A 19,236-nucleotide genomic window follows, 5' to 3' on the forward strand; every position below is an offset into this window, starting at 1 on the left:
GCTGATTGTGAACTAAATGAACGGAAGGGTGACCGCCCTCACAGGGCGGGAGATAGTCACTGGCATTCCTTCAAAAGCCCGGACGTGAGCCGCACGCCGGTCATGCCGACGAAGACGTCAAGGAGGGCAGCCGTGGCCGCCAGCACCCCCGATACGGCACCGCAGGTCAAAAAGGACCGCACCCACTATCTCTACATCGCGGTGATCGTCGCGGTCGCCCTCGGCATCACGGTCGGCCTGGTCGCCCCCGACTTCGCCGTGGAGCTCAAGCCCATCGGTACGGGCTTCGTGAACCTGATCAAGATGATGATCTCGCCGATCATCTTCTGCACGATCGTGCTCGGTATCGGATCGGTACGGAAGGCCGCCAAGGTCGGCGCCGTCGGCGGCATCGCGCTTCTCTACTTCACGATCATGTCGCTGGTCGCGCTGGGCATCGGCCTGGTCGTCGGCAACATCCTGGAGCCGGGCACCGGGCTCGCTGTCACCGACGCGATCAAGGACGCCGGTCACGCACAGGTCGACGCGGAGGCCAAGGACACCACCGAGTTCCTGCTGGGCATCATCCCGACCACGTTCGTCTCCGCCTTCACCGAGGGCGAGGTCCTCCAGACCCTGCTGATCGCCCTGCTCGTCGGGTTCGCGCTGCAGGCCATGGGTCCGGTCGGAGCGCCGGTCCTGCGCGGTGTCGAGCACATCCAGCGGCTCGTCTTCCGGGTCCTCGCCATGGTGATGTGGGCCGCCCCGGTCGGTGCCTTCGGCGCGATGGCCGCCGTCGTCGGTTCCGCCGGTGTCGACGCGCTCAAGAGCCTCGCCGTCCTGATGCTCGGCTTCTACGCCACCTGCTTCCTGTTCGTCTTCATCGTGCTGGGCACCCTGCTGCGGATCGTCGCGGGCCTGAACATCCTCACGCTCTTCAAGTACCTGGGCCGCGAGTTCCTGCTGATCCTGTCGACCTCCTCCTCCGAGTCCGCGCTGCCGCGGGTCATCGCGAAGATGGAGCACCTGGGCGTCAGCAAGCCGGTGGTCGGCATCACCATCCCGACCGGCTACTCCTTCAACCTCGACGGCACCATGATCTACATGACCATGGCCTCGCTGTTCATCGCCGACGCCATGGGCACGCCGATGTCGATCGGCGAGCAGATCCCGCTGCTGCTGTTCCTGTTCGTCGCCTCGAAGGGTGCCGCCGGTGTCACCGGTGCCGGTATGGCGACCCTGGCCGGCGGTCTCCAGTCGCACAAGCCCGCCCTGGTGGACGGCATCGGCCTGATCGTGGGCATCGACCGCTTCATGAGCGAGGCGCGCGCCCTGACCAACTTCGCGGGCAACGCCGTCGCCACCGTCCTGATCGGCACCTGGACCAAGGAGATCGACCGCGAGCGCGTCGACCAGGTGCTCGCCGGTCACCTGCCCTTCGACGAGAAGACCCTCCTCGACCACGACGACGAGGACGTCACGGCGGACATCCCCGAGCAGGGCGGCGAGAAGGAGCTGGCCAAGGCCTGAGCGGCCGGACGCCAGTGGCCGTACGGCCACACAGAGCCGGGTCGGGCCCGACCTGAACCCGGGCCCGGCTCCCGCCCCGGGCGGCCGAGTACTCCCCCGTAGCTCGGCCGCCCGGACCCACTCCCCGAACGATTCAGTCGCTCAGCTTCGCCACCAGCGCGGTGGCCAGAGAGGCGGGTACGCCCGCCGCGGTCAGAACGGTGACCGCGGCGGAGCGGCCCGCCTCTTCCGCGTCCAGCAGCCCGTCGTTCACCGCCTCCATCACCGCGAACATCATCTGCTCGTGCACGTACGCCAGCGCGGGCGCGGGCAGGGCTGAGACGAAGACACCCTCGTCCAGGCCGCGCTGGAGCAGTTCGGTGCAGGCGGCGCGGACGGGGGCGAGGCGCTCGCGGATGCCCTGCATGGTGACGCTGCGCTGGGCGAGCGCGACCAGGATGCGATAGCGGTCGGCGACCTTCCAGACGGCGAGCACGGAGCCCGCCACGGCCTGCGCCAGGTCCTCGGCCCCTTCGCGGCCCGCCGCGTGCGCGGCCGCCACCGCCTCCACGGCCCCGTCGACGAGCGTGCCGATCAGCGCCTCACGGCTCGGGAAGTGGCCGTACACGGTCCGCCGTACGACGCCGGCGGCGCGCGCGATCTGGTCCATGGACGCGTCGGGATCTCGCAGCAGTTCGGCGAGTGCGATGTCGAGGATGCGGCGGCGGTTGGCGTCGGCGCGACTGGAGTGGCCCGTGGTCATGGCCGCCATTGTGCCCCTCCCGGCTGGACTTGCACACCGTTGTGCAGCAAGCGTACATTGCACAATGCTGAGCAAGTGCACATCACTGTGCAAGAACCGCTGAGGAAGGCCACCCCTGCCATGCGACTCGTCATGACCGAACCGGTCGAGGAGATGGAGCGCCCCTACGCCCGCCGCTGGTGGGCACTCCTCGTCCTCTGCCTCAGCCTGCTGATCATCGTGATGGCGAACACCGCCCTCACGGTCGCGGCCCCCGACATGACCGAGGACCTCGGACTGTCCAGCGCCGACCTGCAGTGGGTGATCGACGGCTACACCGTCCCGTACGCGGCCCTGATGCTGCTGTTCGGCGCGATCGGCGACAAGTACAGCCGCCGCGGCGCGCTCCTGCTGGGGCTCGGCGTGTTCGGCGGCGGCGCGGTCTTCGGCTCCTTCGCCGACAGCGGTACGACGGTCATCGCGGCCCGCGCGGTGATGGGCACCGGCGCTGCCATGATCATGCCGGCGACCCTGTCCCTGCTCGCCGCGACCTTCCCCCGCGCCGAGCGCGCCAAGGCGATCACCGTGTGGACCGCCACCTCCGGAGTGGCGATCGCGGCGGGTCCGCTGGTCGCGGGCGCACTGCTGGAGCACCACGCCTGGACGTCGACATTTCTGATCAACGTCCCGATCGCGGCCGTGGCGATCGTCGCCGCCCTCGCCCTCGTCCCGCCGTCCAAGGCCGCGAAGCACGGCCGCATCGACTACGTCGGCGGTCTGCTGTCGGTCGTGTGGATCGGCGCGCTGGTCTACATGATCATCGAGGGCCCGCACTTCGGCTGGCACGCCAAGGCGATCGCCGCCGCGGTGGTCGCAGGCATCGGCCTCGCGCTGTTCATCCTGTGGGAGCTGCGCCACCCGCGCCCCGTGATCGACGTCCGCCGCTTCACCGACCGCGGCTTCGCGGGCTCCAACCTCGCCGTCGCCCTGTTCTTCCTGGCCGTCTTCGGCGCCTTCTACTACCTCACCCAGCACCTCCAGTTCGTCCTCGGCTACAGCGCGCTGGAGACCGGCCTGCGCATGCTGCCGCTGGCCGGCGCGGTCTTCGCCGGCTCCGCCCTGACCGGGTTCCTCACCCCCCGGGTCGGCATGAAGTGGACGGTCACCGCGGGCATGGTCGGCGGCACGGCGGCCCTCGCGCTGCTCACCCGGATCGACGCGAGTTCGTCGTACGGCGATTTCGTCGCGCCCCTGATGGTGCTGGGCCTGGCGATCGGCCTCGCGCTCTCGCCCGCCACGGACGCGATCATGGGAGCCTTCCCCGAGTCAGAACTGGGCGTCGGCGGCGCGGTGAACGACACCTCGATCGAGCTCGGTGGCTCTCTCGGCATCGCGATCCTCGGCTCGCTGCTGGCGACCTCCTACTCGGACCACCTCTCCGACGCCACCGCCGGAAGCAAGCTCCCCGCCTCGACGCTGGACGCGGCCCAGGACTCGGTCGGGGCCGGGTACACGGTCGCGCAGGGCATCGGTGAGAAGGCCCAGCAGGTCGCCGCCCAGGCCGCCCAGGCCACCGACCCCCAGCAGGCGGCGCAGCTGAAGGCGCAGGCCGGGCAGCTCGCCTCCGGGGCCCGGCAGATGGCGGACGCGGTCGGCTCGTCCTTCTCCGACGCGGTGGCGCACACCAGCCTGATCGGAGCGATCGTGCTGGGCGTCGGCACGGTTCTGGTCGCGGTGCTGCTGCCCGGCCGGAAGCCCGCGGAGCCCGCTCCTCAGGCCGAGGAGGAGAAGGAACTGGTCGGCACCCACTGACTCACCGAACTCTTACCCGGCCCCACTAGCGTGCCGTCTCCTGACGGCACGCTTTTCCATCGGAGGCACACGGGGGATGAAGATCGACTGGGACCGGCGGACCTGTGCGCGCCGCGGCCATGTGACGTACGCGCCGGACGAACCCCGCCTCAGGGAGCGGCTGCATGCCGAGACCGCCCTGGGCGGGGCGTGGCGCTGCCTGCGCTGCGGCGACTTCGCCCTCGGTGAGCCGCACGGCTCGGGACCCGCGGACCACGCGCCCCTGGTGCCGCGCGGCAAGGTGCTCAGGGACCTGTTCGTGCTGCGTTTCCTCGCGATCGAGCGGGCGGTGCGCGGGGTCTTCATCGTGCTGGCCGCGGTGGCGGTGTGGAAGTTCAGCAACAGCCAGGACGCGGTGCGCCGGCTCTTCGACGAGTATCTGGACGTCTTCAGGCCGGTGTTCCGGCACTTCCACTACGACCTCGACCACTCACCGATCGTCGACACCGTCCAGAAGACGTTCGGGTACAAGCACAACACCCTGGTCCTCGTGGCCGTGCTGCTGCTGGCGTACGCCCTCATCGAGCTCGTCGAGGCGGTCGGTCTCTGGTACGCCAAGCGCTGGGCGGAGTACCTGACGGTGGTCGCGACCGCCGCGTTCCTCCCGCTGGAGATCTACGAACTCACCGAGCGCATCAGCTGGTTGAAGATCGCCACGCTGTTCCTCAACATCCTCGCCGTCCTCTACATCCTCCTGGCCAAGCGCCTGTTCGGCCTGCGCGGCGGTCACCGTGCCTTCGAGGAGGAACGGCACAGCGCGTCGCTGCTGGAGGTCCAGGAGGCCGGCGGGCTGCGTGAGTTCAGCGCGTCAGGTCAGGGGCCCCGGCACCCCTGAGGTCGTTCCGGGCGCGGCGGTGGGCGCGTGAGGCCGGGCCGCGGGCGGGCCTCACGGAACAGAGGTCGAAGCCCTCGGCCCAGGCCGTTTCTTTCGGATGAGTGGACGGACCGGGGGCGCACACTCCGAGTCCGGTCCACTTCCACTGCAGCCTGATGGCGTCATTTCCAGCGACGAGTCGTCTACTCCGCCGCCACGATGCGTTCCACTGCGGCCGTCACCAGTTCTTCACGCTCTGCCTCCGTGAACACGTCCGGCAGGGTGAGCTGCTCAACGATCAGCCAGTTCAGCGTCAGGATGAGCAGCTTGACGGCCGTCGCGTCGCCAGGGAGGCCGGAAGCCTCGTGATAGGCGACGTTGGCGTCGACATCGGCTCGGACTCGCTCAGTGAGGACCTTGCGCAGTTCGGGGCGGCGGGTGGCCTCGAGGCGAAGTTCCAGCAGCGCGAGGTAACCGGTGCGGAAGGAGGCGATACGGCCGACGAGCTCGCGCATCAGTTCGGCGTAGGTCTCCCGGTCGCGGCCGGCCGCCTGCTGGCGGGCGATCGTGACCTCGTCGGGCTGCAGTCGCTCGTAAACCCGAGCGCCTGTCTGAGTGAAAAGGTCGTCGCGGCTGGCGAAGTAGTTGGACGCCGTGCCGACGGGAACGGCGGCCTCAGCGTCAACGGCCCGGAAAGTCAGGCCACGTGCGCCTTCCCGCGCCAGCACCTCGATCGCCGCGTCAACGAGGGCCGCGCGCCGCTGATCGTTCCGTCTCACCATTGACACCACTCCATGTGTAGTACTACGTTCAAACCACTTCAGACAGAGTACTACGTATGGGGTCTCTATGCGAAAGCTCGTGTACTACATCGGCGCCTCACTCGACGGTCGCATCGCTGGCCCCGGCGGCGAGTTCGACTTCTTTCCGCCGGGCGACGAGCAGCAGGCCACCGCCTACTCGTCCTGGATGAACGCGCTGTACCCGGAGACCGTCCCGACCGCCTACCGCGCGGCCGCCGGTGTCACCGACGCGCCCAACCGGCGTTTCGACACTGTCGTCATGGGCCTCGGTGCCTACCGCCCTGCCCTCGACAACGGCATCACCAGCCCCTACGCGCACCTGCGCCAGTACGTGGTGTCCAGCACCCTCAAGCCGGACACCGACCCCGCCGTCACCGTCGTGCCGGGCGACCCGCTCGCCCTCGTTCGCGACCTCAAGGGCGACGTGGGGACCGGCCTGGACATCTGGCTCTGCGGAGGCGGCCGGCTCGCGGGCACCCTGTTGTCCGAGATCGACGAGCTGCTGATCAAGACCTATCCGGTCGTTGCCGGCAGTGGAATCTCCATGGTCGACGGTGCCTTCGACCCCACCGTCTTCGACGTCGCCGAGCGCACCACCTTCCCCAACGGTGTCACTCTCACCCGCCTCACCCGCCGCTAGGCCGTCCTACCCGCCCGCACACCGCCGAGGGCGCGGTACCGCGTCTCAGGCGTTCTTCCCGAGCGTCTCGGTCACGGCCCGAGGGAGCCAATGCCGTACGTCGCCGAAGGTGAACCCGAGCCGGGTGGCGCGGGCATTGTCCATGCCGTAGGAGCGGGCGAAGGAGAACGGCGAGACCTCGCCCAGCTCGGCTGGCCGGAAGACGGCCTTCCCCCCGGGGAGGTGCGCGGCCACCGCCCTGCACAACTCCTCCGTGCCCAGCAGCCCGCGGGAGGCCGCGTTCACCGGCCCGGTGAAGTCCTGGCCCACCGTCCAGGCGAGGAAGTCGGCGATCTCCTCGACGTGGATGTAGGTGGCGGGCCGGTTGTCGACCGGGACGGCGATGGGCTCACCCGTGCTGATGCGGTCGGCGTAGTGGACGAGCCGCCCGGTGAAGTCGTCGTCCCCGCCGAGGACGTGGGCCACGCGGACGGCCGTGAAGGGAAATGCGGACTCGGTCGAGAAAACGGATTCCGCCTGCCGCTTTCCCTCGCCGTAATGGGAGTCGAGGAATGCGGGGTCGTCCCAGGGAAGCCCGAAATCGACGGGTACGGTCGTCGGGTCGACGGCGTCCTCCCGTACGAGGGCGATCGAGTCCTCGTACTCGTACACCTCCACCGTCGAGGTCATCACATAGCGCCGGGTGCGGCCGGCGAGGACGCGACGGGCGATCGCCGCCTGGCGCGGGGTGTAGCAGACCTGGTCGACGACGACGTCGAAGCCGCGGGAGCCCAGGACGCCGCGCAGGGAGCTTTCGTCGTCGCGGTCGGCGACCAGGTGAACCGCCCCGGGAGGGGGCGGGGAGGAGCCCCGGTTGAGGACCGTGACCCGGTCGCCGGCGGCCAGCAGACGAGCGATCAGCCGCTTGCCGAAATAGCGGCTGCCACCGATGACCAGTACCTCTCGTGGGGTTTGCATGACCATAATTCTCCTGGCGTCCATCCGCGTAGTGAAGGGGGAACCATGGGAGTTCAGGTGACGACACCGAAAGAACCACGGCATCTGCGCGCGGCTGCCGACGAAACCTCGGTGGCCTTCGACGCGCTGGACCGGCAGATCCTGGACCTCCTCCAGACCGACGGCCGGATCAAGCTCAGCGAGCTGGGCCGCCGGGTGCGGCTGAGTCCGGCGGCGGTCACCGAGCGCGTGCGGCGGCTGGAGGCGGCGGGCGTGGTCAGCGGCTACGGCGCCCATGTGGTCCCGGCCCGGCTCGGCTACGGCATCCAGGCGTTCATCCGGGTCAGCCCGCACGGTGGCTACAACCTGAAGCACCCAAGGACCCTGGAGCTGATGGAACGCCCCGAGATCACCGAGGTGCACCACGTGGTCGGCGAGGACTGCTGGATCGTCAAGGTCGCCGTCCGCGACACGGTCCACCTGGAGGAGGTCCTCGAGGAGGTCTCCGCCCTCGGCCGCACCACCACGTCGATCGTGCTGACCTCTCCGGTGCAGCGCAAACCGCTCTTGCCTTGACGTCGGCGTCAAGGACTACGTTCGTGGCATGCGAATCGGCGAGCTGGCCGCACGGGCCGGGACCACGACGCGGACGCTGCGCTACTACGAGGCGCGGGGTCTGCTGCCCGCGCGGCGCGGCCACAACGGCTACCGGACCTACGACGAGGAGGACCTGAAGCTGCTCCGGCAGATCCGGACGCTCCAGGACTTCGGGTTCGACCTGGAGGAGACGCGGCCGTTCGTGGAGTGTCTACGGGCCGGTCATCCCGAGGGCGACTCGTGCCCCGCCTCGCTCGCGGTCTACCGGCGCAAGCTCGGTGAACTGGACGCGCTGATCGGTGAGTTGCAGGCCGTGCGCGCCCAGGTCGGGCAGCAGTTGGAGCGGGCCGAGCGGGCGCGTGACGGGCTGGCCGCCGACGCGGAGGTTCCGGGCGGTCCGGAGCCGGTGTGCGAACTGGGAGGGGACCACAGGTGATCAGGGCAGCGGGTGTGGCCGAGGTGACGGACGCGGACTTCGGGACGGAGGTGCTCGGTTCGGAGCTGCCGGTGCTGGTGGAGTTCACCGCCGACTGGTGCCCACCGTGCCGGCAGATGGGGCCGGTGCTCACGGCGCTTGCCGCCCAGGAGGGCGACCGGCTCAAGGTGGTGCAGCTGGACGTCGACACCAATCCGCTGACCACGAACGCCTACAAGGTGCTGTCCATGCCGACCTTCATGGTGTTCCGGGGCGGGGAGGCCGTGCGCTCGATGGTGGGCGCGCGGCCCAAGCGGCGGCTGCTGGAGGAGCTGACGGACGTCCTGTGAGCTGACGCAATACAGAGAAATCCCCCGGGCGATTGCGCCCGGGGGATTTCTTTGCGTATATTGAATGATTCGTGACTTCACGGCTGTGCCTATAAAGCGTGAGTCGCAAAGAAGCTCAGTGAGCAGAGTATATCCGGGCGGGAGTGGAATTGTCAAACACCGGCTTTCCGGACGATGAATTGCGGCAGGAACAGGAATTCATCGACGGGCTGTACGCACATGTGGACGCCCTGCGCGGCGACACCGAGACCTCCGTCACGGACGCGCTCGCCCAGGGCAACACCCCCATGCAGGCCCGCCTGGAGCGGGACATCCTGGTCGCCGAGCGCTCCGGGCTGCTGGCCGCGCTGAACGCGGTCGACGGCTCGCTCTGCTTCGGCCGGATCGACCTCACCTCGGGCACCGTCCACCGCATCGGCCGGATCGGACTGCGCACCGAGGACGCCGAACGCACCCCGATCCTCATCGACTGGCGGGCCGACGTCGCCCGCCCCTTCTACCTGGCCACCGGCCACACCCCGATGGGCCTGCGCCGCCGCCGGCACATCGGCACCGAGGGCCGCCGGGTGACCGACCTGCACGACGAGATCCTCGACCTCGGCGACCAGGAACGCACCGGCCACGAGGACCCGACCGGCGACGCCGTCCTGCTCGCCGCGCTCAACTCCGCGCGCACCGGCCGTATGAGCGACATCGTGCAGACCATCCAGGCCGAGCAGGACGAGATCATCCGCGCCCCCCACCGCGGGGTCCTGGTGGTCGAGGGCGGCCCGGGCACCGGCAAGACCGCCGTCGCCCTGCACCGGGCCGCGTATCTCCTGTACGAACACCGGGAGCTGCTGGCCAAGCGGGCCGTGCTGATCGTCGGCCCCAACCCCGCCTTCCTCGGCTACATCGGCGAGGTGCTGCCCTCGCTGGGCGAGACCGGTGTGCTCCTCGCGACGGTCGGGGAGCTCTTCCCCGGGGTGAGGGCGACGGCGACCGACAGCCGCGCCGCGGCCGCGGTGAAGGGGCGCGCGGCCATGGCGGACGTCCTCGCCGATGTCGTACGCGACTGGCAGGCGCTGCCCGACCCGGTGATCGCGATCGAGCACGACCGCGAGATCCTCATGCTCGACGACGGCCTGGTCAAGGTCGCCCGTGAGAAGACCCGCGCCGCCCGGCTGCCGCACAACGTGGCCCGTGAGCACTTCGAGGGCCACATCCTCAACACGCTCACCGACATGGTCGCCGAACGCATCGGCACGGACCCGTTCGACGGGACGAACCTGCTGGACCCGAGCGACATCACGCAGATCCGCGACGAACTCGCCGAGAACCCCGAGGTCTGGGCCGCCATCGACCAGTTGTGGCCCCGCCTGACCCCGCAGCGACTGGTCGCCGACTTCCTGGCCGACCCGGTCGGCCACCTCCCCGACGAGGATGCGGCCGCCATCCGCCGCCCGGTGACCCGGGGCTGGACGGTGGCGGACGTGCCCCTGCTCGACGAGGCGGCCGAACTCCTCGGTGTGGACGAGCGGTTGGCGCGCGCCCGGGCCGAGCGCGAGCGCGAGTCCCAGGTCGCGTACGCACAGGGTGTGCTGGACGTGTCGTACGCCTCGCGGACCTACGAGTTCGACGACAAGGACGAGGAGGACTCGGAGGTCCTGTCCGCGCACGACATCATCGACGCCGAGCGGTTCGCCGAACGTCAGGAGGAGGACGACCACCGCAGCGCCGCCGAGCGCGCGGCGGCCGACCGTACCTGGGCCTTCGGGCACATCATCGTCGACGAGGCGCAGGAACTGTCCCCGATGGCCTGGCGGTTGCTCATGCGGCGCAGCCCCACCCGCTCGATGACCCTGGTCGGCGACCCGGCGCAGACCGCGGAGGCGGCGGGGGTGGGCTCGTGGCAGGAGATCCTGGAGCCGTACGTCCAGGACCGCTGGGAGCACGCCCGGCTGGGCGTCAACTACCGCACCCCGGCCGAGATCATGGAACTCGCCGCGGCGGTGGTGCGCGCCGAGGATCCCGGTTTCGAGCCCCCGAGTTCGGTCCGTTCCACCGGCGTACGGCCCTGGGTGCGCGCCACCGACGACCTGCCCGACGCGGTCGCCCAGGCGGTGAAGGAGCTGACCCCCGCCGAGGGGCGGCTTGCGGTCATCGCCCCCCGCCATCTGCACCGCAGGCTGGCGGCCCGCCTCGACGGGGTGACGGCGGGCGCGGAACCGGACCTGACGCGGACCGTCGTACTCCTGGACCCCCGGCAGTCGAAGGGGCTCGAATTCGACTCCGTGCTCGTGGTCGAGCCGGGACTGTACGGCACGAGCGACCTGTATGTGGCGCTGACCCGGGCGACCCAGCGGCTGGGGGTGCTGCACACGGGCCGGCTGCCGAAGGCGCTGGTCGACACATCCGTCCCACAGATCACCGGGGCGTAACAGTTCACGCCATGGTCACTGCGTGTGCACGGCCGGTGCGGTATGCGTGTGCGTATGGAAGCCCACTCCCACGCGACCCCGCCGGCCGGCGGCCCCGCACTTGGGTCGCTGCCCGTCGAGCCGCTGCTCACCGCCGAGTTCGACGTCGACCCCGGCGCGGTGTACGAACGGCTGCGCAGCACCTACGGTCCGGTCGCGCCGGTCGGTCTGATGGGGGTGCCGGTGTGGCTGGTCCTCGGGTACACCGAGGTCACCGAGGTGCTGCGGAACGAGAACCTGTGGCGGCGGGACGTCCGGTACTGGCGGGCGCGGGCCGAGGGGCGGCTGCCGCGGGACTGGCCGCTGCTGGCCGGTTACGAGGTACGGCAGATGATGTTCGTGGACGACGAGGAGCATCTGGCGGCCCGGCGCACCCATCACTCGGCGCTGAGCCCCTTCCAGGACGCGCGGAGTCCGGAGGGGTGGGAGCTGCGGGCCGCTGTCGCGCGGTACGCCGACGAGCTGGTCGGGATGCTGGCCGCGGAGTCGGGGACCGTGGGTTTCGCGGATCTCGGGGCGCAGTACACACGGCCCCTGCTGCTGATGGTCACGACCAAGTTGTTCGGCTGTCCTGTGGAGTTGGGCGACGAGCTGGTCATGGACCTGTGGCGGATGCTGGACGGGGGACCGGACTCGGGGCCGGCGACGGCGCGTGCGCTGGGGGCGTTCACCCGGCTCGCCGCTCACCGCAGGGCCCTGCCGGGGGACGACCTCACCTCCTACATGCTGCTCGCGGATCCGTCGCTGAGCGATGAGCAGCTCGGGCGGGAGCTGTTCATGAACGCCGTGTACCTGAACGACATCACCGGGAACATGGTGCTCAACACCCTGCTGGAGGTGCTGCGCGGGAACGCGACGGTCCGGCGCAGCCTGTCGGCGGGGCAGTTGGGAGAGACGGTCAACCGGGCGGCGCTGGCGAATCCTCCGGTGGCCAACATGTGCTTCCGGTTCGCGGCGCGCGACGTGCGGCTGGGGGAGGTGTGGGTGCGGGCGGGGGACGCGGTGTCCCCGTCCGCCGCGTCCGCCCATCGCGACCTGCTGGCGATCAGTTCCTCGCACCTGGTGGGGGCGACGGTGTCCACGCGGGCGCATCTGGGATGGGGGGCGGGGTCGCATCAGTGTCCCAGTGCGGCGCGGGAGTTGGGCGGGATGATCGTGGCGACCGCGGTGGGGAGGGTGCTGGATCACTTCGTCCACGCCGAGCTGACCCTGCCGCCGGACCAGTTGCCGTGGCGGTCGGGGCCGGTGGTGCGGGGGTTGCGGTTGCTGCCGGTTCGGTATGAGTTGGGGGCAGGGGCGTCTGCTGTGCCCCGGCGTAAGCCCCCGTCGGTGGCCGCGGCGACGGAGCATGAACCCCGTGGGTTGCTGGCGATCCTGCGCAAGCTGATGTTCGTCGGCCGCTGAGAGTTCTTCGCCCCCGCCGCCCCTACCCGTCCCGTCCCCAGGGGCGTGCTGCCCCTTCGACCCCGCCCCCTTCGGCCCCGCCCCATTCGGCCCCGCCCCATTCGGCCCCGCCCCATTCGGCCCCGCCCCCTGGGGGCTGCGCCCCCAGACCCCCATCGGCCTGAACGGCCTCGTCCTCGAACGCCGGACGGGCTGAATACAGCCCGTCCGGCACCAGACATGCCCCCTACGCCCCTACGCCGGTCGCAGCCACACCGTGGCCAGCGGCGGCAGGGTCACCTGGATGCTGGCCGGACGGCCGTGCCAGGGGGTGGGGTCCGGTTTCACGACGTCCGGGTTGGTGATGTCACCGCCGCCGTACCTCGCCGTGTCCGTGTTCAGGGTCTCCAGCCAGGCCGGGACGTCGTCCGGGGCGCCCAGGCGGTATCCGGGGCGGACCACGGGGGAGAGGTTGGTCACCGCGAGGAGGGGGGAGCCCTCCGCGTCGTGGCGGAGGAACGCAAAGACGTTGTCCTCGGACGCGTCGCCCACGATCCACTGGAAGCCCGAGGGGTCCGTGTCGCGCTGCCACAGGGCCGGGGTGTGGCGGTAGACGACGTTCAGGTCGCGGACCAGGTCGCGCACGCCCCGGTGGTCGGCCTCCGCGCCGTACGCCGGGTCCAGGAGCCACCAGTCGGGCCCGTGCGCCTCCGACCACTCCGCGCCCTGGGCGAACTCCTGGCCCATGAAGAGGAGTTGCTTGCCGGGGTGCGCCCACATGAAGGCGAGGTAGGCGCGGAGATTGGCCCGCTGCTGCCACCAGTCGCCCGGCATCTTCGACACCAGTGAGCGTTTGCCGTGGACGACCTCGTCGTGGGAGATCGGCAGCACGTAGTTCTCGCTGTACGCGTACACCATCGAGAACGTCATCTCGTGGTGGTGGTACTTGCGGTGCACGGGTTCGTGGGCCATGTAGTCCAGCGAGTCGTGCATCCAGCCCATGTTCCACTTCAGGCCGAATCCGAGGCCGCCGAAGCCCCCGGGGCCCATGTGGTGCGTCGCGCGCGTCACGCCGTCCCAGGCCGTGGACTCCTCCGCGATCGTCACCACGCCCGGGACGCGCCGGTACACCGTCGCGTTCATCTCCTGGAGGAAGTCCACCGCGTCCAGGTTCTCCCGGCCGCCGTGCACGTTCGGAACCCACTGACCCGGCTCGCGCGAGTAGTCGAGGTAGAGCATCGAGGCGACCGCGTCGACGCGCAGGCCGTCGATGTGGAACTCCTCGCACCAGTACACGGCGTTCGCGACCAGGAAGTTGCGGACCTCCCGGCGGCCGTAGTCGAACTCCAGCGTGCCCCAGTCGGGGTGGGCAGCGCGCAGCGGGTCCTCGTGTTCGTACAGGGTGCGGCCGTCGAACTCGGCGAGCGCCCAGTCGTCGCGCGGGAAGTGGGCCGGCACCCAGTCCATCAGTACGCCGATGCCGGCCTGGTGGAGCGCGTCGACGAGGTACTTGAAGTCGTCGGGGGTGCCGAGCCGGGAGGTCGGCGCGTAGAAGCCGGTGACCTGGTAGCCCCAGGAGCCGCCGAAGGGGTGCTCGGCGACCGGCATCAGCTCGACGTGGGTGAAGCCCATGTCCTTGACGTAGGCGGGCAGTTGCTCCGCGAGCTGACGGTACGTCAGACCCGGGCGCCAGGACGGGAGATGGATCTCGTAGACCGAGAAGGGGGCCTCGTGCGCGGGGGCGCCCTCCGCGCGGCGGGCCAGCCATTCCCCGTCCCCCCACTCGTGGTGCGAGGCGTGGATGATCGAGGAGGTGTTGGGCGGGACCTCCGTGCGGCGGGCCAGCGGGTCCGCGCGCAGGGTCTTGGAGCCGTCGGGGCGGGTGATCTCGAACTTGTACAGCTCGCCCTCGCCGACACCGGGCACGAACAGCTCCCACACCCCGGTGGCGCCGAGCGAGCGCATCGCGAACGCGGAGGGATCCCAGAAGTTGAAGGTGCCGGCCACCCGCACACCGCGTGCGTTCGGCGCCCACACCGTGAAGCGGGTTCCCGTCACGCCCTGGTGGGTCATGGGCTGCGCGCCCAGCGCCGTCCACAGCTGCTCGTGCCGGCCCTCACCGAGCAGATGCAGGTCGAGGTCGCCGAGCGCGGGCAGGAAGGCGTACGCGTCCTCGGTGTCCTGGGCCGTCTCCTCGTACGCCACGAGCAGCCGGTAGGAGGGGACCTCCGACATCGGCAGCAGGGTGGAGAAGAAACCGTCGCCGTCGTCATGCAGTTCGGCCCGCACGTCCCCGGCCACGACCGTGACGCCACGGGCGTACGGGCGGAACACCCGGAAGGCCACTCCGCCGGGGACCGGGTGGGCGCCGAGCACCCCGTGCGGGTCGTGGTGGGTGCCGGAGAGCAGCCGCTCCCGGTCGCCGGCGGGTACCTCCGGTGATGCGGCCGGGACCGGCTCCACCACGGGATGCTCGTCGGCCACCTTCGGCGCCGCGGTCCTCTTGGCGGTCACCTTCTTGGCCGGGCTCTTCTTCGCCGGAGCCTTCTTCGCCGTGGCCTTCTTGGCGGCGGCCTTCTTCACGACGGGTTTGTCGACGCCCGCCTCCCTGACCAACGCCTTCTTGGCTACGGCCTTCTTGGCTACGGCTTTCTCGGCGCCGGCCTTCTCGGTACCGGCCTTCTTGGCGCCCGCTTTCGCGGCTCCGGCCGTTTCGGCGGCGACCTTCTTGGCAACGGCCTTCACGACACCGGCCGTCCCGGCGCCGACCTTCCTGGCGCCGGCTTTCGCGGCTCCGGCCGTCTCGGCAGCCGCCGCACCGGCCGCGGCGGCGGTACCCGCAGCAGCCCTGCCCGCAGTCGTGGCCGCAGCCGTCTTCCCGGTGCCGGCCTTCTTCGCGGCCGCCTTCTTGGCCACCGGTTCCGCCTTCTGCGCCGAGGCCTTCTTGGTCACCGCTTTCTCCGCGACCTTCTTCTTCGCAGTCTTCTTCGGGTCCGAACCGCTGGGGGTGGGGCGGGGGGTCACTGGCGGAGCCTCCTCGGCGAAGGTCAGGTCGGGTCAGATCAGGTCGGTCGACGCGTACCGCGCCACCGCGGCCATCGGCACCTGCAGCCAGTCCGGGCGGTGCCGGGCCTCGTAGACGACCTCGTAGATCGCCTTGTCTATCTCGTAGGCGCGCAGCAGCACCGGATCGGTCCGCGGGTCCACGCCGCTGACCTCGGCGTACCCGGAGCAGTACGCGGCCCGGCACGCCTCGGTCCAGCCCGGTACCGGCAGGTCGGTCGAGTGTGCCGCGTAGTCGAAGGAGCGCAGCATCCCGGCGACGTCCCGGGCCGTGGGCTGCGGCAGCCGGCGTTCGGAGAGCGGCTTGGACGGCTCGCCCTCGAAGTCGATCAGCGACCAGTGCCCGGCGGCCGAGCGCAGGCACTGGCCGAGGTGGAGGTCGCCGTGGATGCGCTGCGCGGTCCAGGTGCCGCCCTCGGCGGCGAGATCGCCCAGCGCGGTGAACGCGGAGCGCAGGCCGGGCGCGTGCGGCCGCAGCGCGGGGACCGCCTGTACGGCCGCCTCCAGCCGCTCGATCATGCCGTCGACCAGCGGTTGCAACTGCTGGTGGCCGAGCGTCACGGTCGGTAGCGCCCGGGCGAGCGCGGTGTGCACCTCGGCGGTGGCCCGCCCGAGAGCGTGCGCCTCGGCACTGAAGTCCTCACCCTTGGCGAGTTCCCGCAGGGCCAGCTCCCAGCCGTCCGAGGCGCCCTGCACGAAGGGCTGGAGCACTCCGAGGGTGTACGGCTCTCCCGCCAGCTCCGCCCGCAGCCACCCCGTCGGCGCGGGGACCCGGGGGCAGCCCTCGCGGGCCAGCGCCAGCGGCAGCTCCAGGTCGGGGTTGACACCGGGCACGACGCGGCGCAGGAGTTTCAGGATGAACGTATCTCCGTAGACGATCGACGAGTTCGACTGCTCGGCGGTCATCACCCGGGCCACCAGACCCTCCCGGATCTCCTGGTCCGGATCCCGCTCGAAACACAGCCCGCCGATCCGGGTCCCGGTGCGGATGGCCTCCAGGAGCAGTTCGGCGGGCAGCGGGTCGTGGAGGGCGTCGTACACGGTACGGCCGGTGAGCGGCCCCTCCTCGACATGGCCGATCAGCGCGGGCGCCAGCCGGGGCGGCAGCGCCTCGCGCACGCCTATCAGCAGCTGGTAGCAGTCCCCGGGGTGCGGCGGTGCACCCACGGTGAGCGGCTGGTGGGCACGGACCAGCAGGTGGTACAGGCCGAGCTTCGCGGTGGGCGGCAGCAGCTCGGTGACCGCCACCAGGGAGAACCCGGTGACCGGGCGCCCCTTGCCCGCGAACCAGCGCTGCCGTGGCAGCCACTCCCGCAGGAGTGGATCAAGCGAGGCGAGGAGGCCTGGACTTGTCGTGGCGGTACGGGTGACGGCTTCCGACATGGGGTGGCGTCCTTTCCCCGGGCTGGCTGGTCGGGGTGTTACTGATGCGTGCCCCGGGCGGAGCAGTGGAAACCGCCCCGCCCGATCCTCGTCGGCTACGCGGCGTCCTTGCGGAGCCGGAACCAGTAGAACCCGTGCCCGCCGAGCGTCAGCAAGTAGGGCAGCTCGCCGATGGCCGGGAACCGCACCCCGCCGAACAGCTCGACCGGGTGCCGTCCGCTGAAGGCGCTCAGGTCCAGTTCCGTCGGCTGCGCGAACCGGGAGAAGTTGTGCACGCACAGGACCAGGTCGTCCTCGTACTCCCTCAGGAACGCGATCACCGCCGGGTTCGACGACGGGAGCTCGGTGTACGAGCCGAGGCCGAAGGCGGCGTTCTGCTTGCGGATCTCGATCATCCGGCGGGTCCAGTGCAGCAACGAAGAGGGCGACGCCATCGACGCCTCGACGTTGGTGACCTGGTAGCCGTGGACCGGGTCCATGATGGTCGGCAGATAGAGCCGCCCGGGGTCACAGGAGGAAAAGCCTGCGTTACGGTCCGGTGTCCACTGCATCGGGGTGCGTACGGCGTCCCGGTCGCCGAGCCAGATGTTGTCGCCCATGCCGATCTCGTCGCCGTAGTAGAGGATCGGCGAGCCGGGCAGGGACAGGAGCAGGGCGGTGAACAGCTCGATCTGGTTGCGGTCGTTGTCCAGCAGCGGGGCGAGCCGGCGGCGGATGCCGATGTTGGCGCGCATACGCGGGTCCTTCGCGTACTCGGCCCACATGTAGTCGCGTTCCTCGTCGGTGACCATTTCGAGGGTGAGCTCGTCGTGGTTGCGCAGGAAGATGCCCCACTGGCAGTTCTGCGGGATGGCCGGGGTCTTGGCGAGGATCTCGGAGACCGGGTAGCGGGACTCGCGGCGGACCGCCATGAAGATGCGGGGCATGACCGGGAAGTGGAAGGCCATGTGGCATTCGTCGCCGCCGGACTCGTAGTCGCCGAAGTAGTCGACGACGTCCTCCGGCCACTGGTTGGCCTCCGCCAGGATCACCGTGTCCGGGTAGGAGGCGTCGATCTCCTTGCGGACCCGCTTGAGGAACTCGTGGGTTGCCGGAAGGTTTTCGCAGTTGGTGCCTTCCTCCTGGTACAGGTACGGCACGGCGTCGAGACGGAAGCCGTCGATGCCCAGGTCCAGCCAGAACCGCAGGGCGGAGATCATCTCCTCCTGGACGGCCGGGTTCTCGTAGTTGAGGTCCGGCTGGTGGGAGAAGAAGCGGTGCCAGAAGTACTGCTTGCGGACCGGGTCGAAGGTCCAGTTGGAGGCCTCGGTGTCGACGAAGATGATCCGGGCGTCCTGGAACTGCTTGTCGTCGTCCGCCCACACGTAGTAGTCGCCGTAGGGGCCGTCGGGGTCTTTGCGGGACTCCTGGAACCACGGGTGCTGGTCGCTGGTGTGGTTCATGACGAAGTCGATGATCACGCGCATGCCGCGCTGATGGGCGGCGTCGACGAACTCCACGAAGTCGGCGAGGTCACCGAACTCCGGCAGGACGGCGGTGTAGTCCGAGACGTCGTAGCCGCCGTCCCTGAGCGGTGACTTGAAGAACGGCGGCAGCCACAGGCAGTCGACGCCCAGCCACTGGAGGTAGTCGAGTTTGGCGGTCAGGCCCTTGAGGTCGCCGACGCCGTCGCCGTTGCTGTCCTGGAAGGAGCGGACGAGGACCTCGTAGAAGACGGCCCGCTTGAACCAGTCCGGGTCGCGGTCCTTGGCGGGGGTGTCCTCGAAGGTGTCGTGGACGGGCTCGTTGACGATCATGTTGTGGGTGACCCTCCGATCTGCGGGGTGGACGGTCGCAGGACGGTGCTGTGCTCACCCGGGGGGTGACCCCCGGATTCCCAGCCGACCACGAGGACATGTGCCCCGCCGGGCTGAAGTCGCACGTAGTTCGCCCTGCCCCAGTGATAGGTCTCACCGGTGAGCTCGTCGCGCACCGGCACCGACTCGTGCCATTCCAGGCCGAGTTGCGGCATGTCCAACGAGACCGTTGCCTCCTGGGTGTGGTGCGGATCGAGGTTCACGACCACCAGAACCGTGTTCGAGCCGCTCCGCTTCGCGTACGCGATCACCTCGTCCTTGTCCGCGTGGTGGAAGTGCAGGTCGCGCAACTGCCGTAGGGCCGGGTTGTCCCGCCTGATGGTGTTGAGCTGGGTGATCAGGGGGGCCAGGCTGTCCTCTCTGTCCCAGTCGCGGGCCTTGAGCTGGTACTTCTCCGAGTCGAGGTATTCCTCGCTGCCCTCGCGCAGCGGGGTGTTCTCGGCGAGTTCGTAGCCG

16 protein-coding genes are annotated in these 19,236 nt (G+C 70.0%); 9 read left to right on the forward strand and 7 right to left on the reverse strand.

The window, feature by feature from the left end; genetic code table 11:
- Window positions 1-132: 132 nt before the first annotated feature.
- Entirely contained in the window at window positions 133-1,509 is a 1,377-nt protein-coding gene (locus ABZT06_RS36950) for a cation:dicarboxylase symporter family transporter (protein WP_355751427.1), read from the forward strand.
- Between the two features lie 133 nt (window positions 1,510-1,642).
- Here ABZT06_RS36950 and ABZT06_RS36955 read toward each other — a convergent pair whose 3' ends face one another.
- Complete coding sequence (locus ABZT06_RS36955; RefSeq protein WP_355751430.1) at window positions 1,643-2,251, reverse strand: TetR/AcrR family transcriptional regulator; 609 nt, start codon at window positions 2,249-2,251, stop codon at window positions 1,643-1,645.
- A 120-nt stretch (window positions 2,252-2,371) separates the two neighbouring features.
- Here ABZT06_RS36955 and ABZT06_RS36960 point away from each other — a divergent pair, with 120 nt between their 5' ends.
- Window positions 2,372-4,042, forward strand: coding sequence for an MFS transporter (locus tag ABZT06_RS36960; protein WP_355751432.1), 1,671 nt, complete (start codon window positions 2,372-2,374; stop codon window positions 4,040-4,042).
- A gap of 76 nt (window positions 4,043-4,118) precedes the next feature.
- Window positions 4,119-4,916 (forward strand): DUF2127 domain-containing protein, encoded by a 798-nt coding sequence (locus ABZT06_RS36965; protein ID WP_355751434.1) that lies wholly within the window; start codon window positions 4,119-4,121, stop codon window positions 4,914-4,916.
- A gap of 182 nt (window positions 4,917-5,098) precedes the next feature.
- On the opposite strand, the gene ABZT06_RS36970 is transcribed toward ABZT06_RS36965, so the two are convergent.
- The gene (locus tag ABZT06_RS36970; protein WP_355751436.1) at window positions 5,099-5,677 is read right to left on the reverse strand and encodes a TetR family transcriptional regulator; all 579 of its coding nucleotides are present in this window, start codon (window positions 5,675-5,677) and stop codon (window positions 5,099-5,101) included.
- Window positions 5,678-5,744: 67 nt separating this feature from the next.
- Here ABZT06_RS36970 and ABZT06_RS36975 point away from each other — a divergent pair, with 67 nt between their 5' ends.
- The gene (locus ABZT06_RS36975; protein ID WP_355751438.1) at window positions 5,745-6,338 is read left to right on the forward strand and encodes a dihydrofolate reductase family protein; all 594 of its coding nucleotides are present in this window, start codon (window positions 5,745-5,747) and stop codon (window positions 6,336-6,338) included.
- Between the two features lie 45 nt (window positions 6,339-6,383).
- Here the strand turns inward: ABZT06_RS36975 and ABZT06_RS36980 are convergent, their stop codons facing one another.
- Entirely contained in the window at window positions 6,384-7,295 is a 912-nt protein-coding gene (locus ABZT06_RS36980; protein ID WP_355751440.1) for an NAD-dependent epimerase/dehydratase family protein, read from the reverse strand.
- A gap of 45 nt (window positions 7,296-7,340) precedes the next feature.
- On the opposite strand from ABZT06_RS36980, the gene ABZT06_RS36985 reads away from it, so the two are divergent.
- From ABZT06_RS36985 to ABZT06_RS37005, 5 genes are all read left to right on the forward strand, one after another.
- Window positions 7,341-7,850, forward strand: coding sequence for an Lrp/AsnC family transcriptional regulator (locus ABZT06_RS36985; protein WP_355751442.1), 510 nt, complete (start codon window positions 7,341-7,343; stop codon window positions 7,848-7,850).
- Between the two features lie 28 nt (window positions 7,851-7,878).
- A complete protein-coding gene (locus ABZT06_RS36990) occupies window positions 7,879-8,307 on the forward strand; it encodes a MerR family transcriptional regulator (protein WP_355751444.1) in 429 nt (142 codons plus the stop codon).
- Window positions 8,304-8,636 carry a thioredoxin domain-containing protein gene (locus ABZT06_RS36995; protein WP_355751446.1) on the forward strand — a complete coding sequence of 111 codons (333 nt, stop codon included), beginning with the start codon at window positions 8,304-8,306 and terminating at the stop codon, window positions 8,634-8,636. Before ABZT06_RS36990 ends, ABZT06_RS36995 begins: the two co-directional genes overlap by 4 nt.
- 131 nt (window positions 8,637-8,767) lie before the next feature.
- Window positions 8,768-11,056: a UvrD-helicase domain-containing protein gene (locus ABZT06_RS37000; protein ID WP_355751465.1), complete on the forward strand. Its 2,289-nt coding sequence runs from the start codon at window positions 8,768-8,770 to the stop codon at window positions 11,054-11,056.
- Window positions 11,057-11,110: 54 nt separating this feature from the next.
- Complete coding sequence (locus ABZT06_RS37005; RefSeq protein ID WP_355751466.1) at window positions 11,111-12,499, forward strand: cytochrome; 1,389 nt, start codon at window positions 11,111-11,113, stop codon at window positions 12,497-12,499.
- Window positions 12,500-12,733: 234 nt separating this feature from the next.
- Here ABZT06_RS37005 and glgB read toward each other — a convergent pair whose 3' ends face one another.
- The 4 genes from glgB to ABZT06_RS37025 all read right to left on the reverse strand — a co-directional run.
- The gene (gene glgB / locus ABZT06_RS37010) at window positions 12,734-15,502 is read right to left on the reverse strand and encodes a 1,4-alpha-glucan branching enzyme (protein ID WP_355751448.1); all 2,769 of its coding nucleotides are present in this window, start codon (window positions 15,500-15,502) and stop codon (window positions 12,734-12,736) included.
- A gap of 33 nt (window positions 15,503-15,535) precedes the next feature.
- Window positions 15,536-16,924, reverse strand: coding sequence for a maltokinase (locus ABZT06_RS37015; protein WP_355751450.1), 1,389 nt, complete (start codon window positions 16,922-16,924; stop codon window positions 15,536-15,538).
- Window positions 16,925-17,019: 95 nt separating this feature from the next.
- On the reverse strand, window positions 17,020-18,720 hold the full coding sequence (treS, locus tag ABZT06_RS37020; RefSeq protein ID WP_355751452.1) for a maltose alpha-D-glucosyltransferase: 1,701 nt from the start codon (window positions 18,718-18,720) through the stop codon (window positions 17,020-17,022).
- Window positions 18,717-19,236, reverse strand: a 520-nt coding sequence (locus tag ABZT06_RS37025; protein ID WP_355751454.1) for an alpha-glucosidase C-terminal domain-containing protein, incomplete at its 5' end; no start/stop codon positions are given. The genes treS and ABZT06_RS37025, both read right to left, overlap by 4 nt.

The organism is Streptomyces sp. NPDC005483, assembly GCF_040606035.1.
Lineage (GTDB): Bacteria > Actinomycetota > Actinomycetes > Streptomycetales > Streptomycetaceae > Streptomyces.

Bases quoted from the DNA above. Each gene is read 5' to 3' on its own strand.
- ABZT06_RS36980 (WP_355751440.1), bottom strand. From the start codon at position 7,295: ATGCAAACCCCACGAGAGGTACTGGTCATCGGTGGCAGCCGCTATTTC.
- ABZT06_RS36960 (WP_355751432.1), top strand. From the start codon at position 2,372: ATGCGACTCGTCATGACCGAACCGGTCGAGGAGATGGAGCGCCCCTAC.
- ABZT06_RS36955 (WP_355751430.1), bottom strand. From the start codon at position 2,251: ATGACCACGGGCCACTCCAGTCGCGCCGACGCCAACCGCCGCCGCATC.
- ABZT06_RS37015 (WP_355751450.1), bottom strand. From the start codon at position 16,924: ATGTCGGAAGCCGTCACCCGTACCGCCACGACAAGTCCAGGCCTCCTC.
- ABZT06_RS36965 (WP_355751434.1), top strand. From the start codon at position 4,119: ATGAAGATCGACTGGGACCGGCGGACCTGTGCGCGCCGCGGCCATGTG.
- ABZT06_RS36975 (WP_355751438.1), top strand. From the start codon at position 5,745: ATGCGAAAGCTCGTGTACTACATCGGCGCCTCACTCGACGGTCGCATC.
- ABZT06_RS36970 (WP_355751436.1), bottom strand. From the start codon at position 5,677: ATGGTGAGACGGAACGATCAGCGGCGCGCGGCCCTCGTTGACGCGGCG.
- ABZT06_RS36985 (WP_355751442.1), top strand. From the start codon at position 7,341: ATGGGAGTTCAGGTGACGACACCGAAAGAACCACGGCATCTGCGCGCG.
- ABZT06_RS37005 (WP_355751466.1), top strand. From the start codon at position 11,111: ATGGAAGCCCACTCCCACGCGACCCCGCCGGCCGGCGGCCCCGCACTT.
- ABZT06_RS36990 (WP_355751444.1), top strand. From the start codon at position 7,879: ATGCGAATCGGCGAGCTGGCCGCACGGGCCGGGACCACGACGCGGACG.
- treS (WP_355751452.1), bottom strand. From the start codon at position 18,720: ATGATCGTCAACGAGCCCGTCCACGACACCTTCGAGGACACCCCCGCC.